Here is a 1,983-nt window from a genome sequence, read left to right as displayed (position 1 = left end):
TGTAGGGGTGCCCCTGTCTCGATCGCAACCGTCGGGAAACAAAGGCGTGCGCGTATCGCTTGTGGGTACCCTCAGATCCATGCTTTTACTTCGATCTCCAAACTCCCAACTCCCAACTGTTTATCTTGCTCGATCGTCAGGGAATAATATATCTAAGTAGTGGTTTAACCTCAGCGTTAGCACTTGTAGGCGATCTTCAGAATTACTATCAACTCTTTCCAAATGATGAATATACAAGCAATCGTAGAACATGCTTTAGACGAAGGCTATCTGACCCCCGCGATGGAAGCTGAAGTCGGCAGAATTTGTGATAGTGCTGCCGAACTCTCTGTCGAAGAGTATATGGCCTTAGATCACTTAATGGGGGCCTTATTAGCTGGCGAAGTTGTCACGGTGCCGCGCAAGCAATTTATCAACGTGATGGAAGAATTGGTCATCACCGAGACGATCTCCCAGATTACCGCCATCGAGATCGATCGGGAAGTGCAATTAGACGTGGGTGATGTCGCTGCCTACGCGCTCAATAGATTACCCCCGCTCTACGCTACCACCGAAGAAGGTGCCAGTTATCAACGCGATCGCGCCAAAACCGAACTCCAAACTTTAATTACCAACCAAGTCGAGTCAGCCATCGCGCAAAATCTCGATCGTCCCGAATTTTTCCCCGAACGGCAAGCAATCTCCAAACCAAGTGGCGATGAGGTTGTCAAGCAAGTTAGTACTCTCCTCCAAACCTATGCGCCCCAATTTGAAGCCCAACACCATCCAGTTGGAGCTAGTAATTAGCGACGATTGCAGGTCTAATGAAATGTCCCAATTGTCAATCTACTAGAATTCGCAAGCATGGCTTTTATCGCGACAAACAACGCTATCAATGCAAAGATTGCGCTCGTCAATTTGTCGAACAGCATCGCCCGAATCTCCATCAGCAAAATAGTACGGGCGTAGAAGAGCGAATCGATCGATACATCTGTTCGATTTCTACTCCAGCTAGCGATTTGCTGTTATCACTCCAACAAGAGACTGCCAACTACCCGCTCTCTCAAATGCAGCCGACGATGGCACAGGCTGAATTCATCGCCCTCTCGCTCCGATCGAGCGGTGCCAGTCGCGTCTTGGAGCTAGGAATTTTTAGCAGCTATACTACTTTATCGATCGCGCAGGCATTGCCATCAGATGGCGTAGTAATTGCCAGTGGCGTTGCTGGCAAGCATCTGGAGGTGGCTCGCGATTACTGGCAGCGATGCGGCGTGGCTGCCAACATCGATTTTCAGATCGGCAGTGGTGTCGAACTGCTCGATCGATTATTAACTAGCGATCTGGCTGCATTTGATGCGATCGTCATTTCGGGACTCAAACATCAGTACCCACTCTACTATCAACGCGCGATCGACTTGCTGCGTCCGGGTGGCTTGCTCTTCGCCACCGATATCTTATGGCAAGGGCGAGTGCTCAGTCCCGATACCTACAATGATGATTTTACGCAAGGTATCGATCGGTTTAATCGGGAGCTAGCTGCCGATGCGCGCGTTCGGGTTTCGGTTTTACCGATCGGCGATGGGTTGTCGATCGCGCTCAAACTGTAATTGGGGCTGAAAGTTCTCAACAAAAAACCGCACTCATGACAAGTACGGTTTTTTGTTACATTTGGTGGCGGAGACTGGATTTGAACCAGCGACCTTCGGGTTATGAGCCCGACGAGCTACCAGGCTGCTCTACTCCGCGTCGTTTTTTAATCAACCCACTTAATATAGCACCACTTCTCTATAAATAGCAACCACCGATCGCCACTAATTTGCAAACATAGCCAAAAATCGCTGTGCCCAGCCGTTCGATCTGCTCGAAGATGGCTTGACCGTTGACTTCCGTGCCACTCGACTCACCACTGCGCGATCGCCACCCAACTAGCAGGGATGCAAAAACCCTTAAAAAATCTTAAACTCTGTAAAGATAGAGAAAAAATCATAAATAGATATGCGGGTT

Annotated in this window: 2 protein-coding genes and 1 tRNA gene; 2 read left to right on the top strand and 1 reads right to left on the bottom strand. The window is 49.2% G+C overall.

Annotated elements, in window-relative coordinates:
* Positions 1 to 225: 225 nt before the first annotated feature.
* On the top strand, positions 226 to 786 hold the full coding sequence (locus RMO84_RS13405) for a late competence development ComFB family protein (RefSeq protein ID WP_310488949.1): 561 nt from the start codon (positions 226 to 228) through the stop codon (positions 784 to 786).
* Positions 787 to 803: 17 nt separating this feature from the next.
* The gene (locus RMO84_RS13395; protein ID WP_396135855.1) at positions 804 to 1,586 is read left to right on the top strand and encodes an SAM-dependent methyltransferase; all 783 of its coding nucleotides are present in this window, start codon (positions 804 to 806) and stop codon (positions 1,584 to 1,586) included.
* 62 nt (positions 1,587 to 1,648) lie between these two features.
* On the opposite strand, the gene RMO84_RS13390 is transcribed toward RMO84_RS13395, so the two are convergent.
* Positions 1,649 to 1,725, bottom strand: a tRNA-Met gene (locus RMO84_RS13390).
* Between the last annotated feature and the right edge of the window lie 258 nt (positions 1,726 to 1,983).

Source organism: Chamaesiphon sp. VAR_69_metabat_338 (assembly GCF_031423935.1).
In the GTDB taxonomy this organism is placed as follows: domain Bacteria; phylum Cyanobacteriota; class Cyanobacteriia; order Cyanobacteriales; family Chamaesiphonaceae; genus Chamaesiphon.
This window is presented reverse-complemented; position numbering and strand designations above follow the sequence as displayed.

What these genes read in the sequence shown, in the direction of transcription:
- RMO84_RS13405 (WP_310488949.1), top strand. Translation starts at nt 226, where the DNA reads ATGAATATACAAGCAATCGTAGAACATGCTTTAGACGAAGGCTATCTG.
- RMO84_RS13395 (WP_396135855.1), top strand. Translation starts at nt 804, where the DNA reads ATGAAATGTCCCAATTGTCAATCTACTAGAATTCGCAAGCATGGCTTT.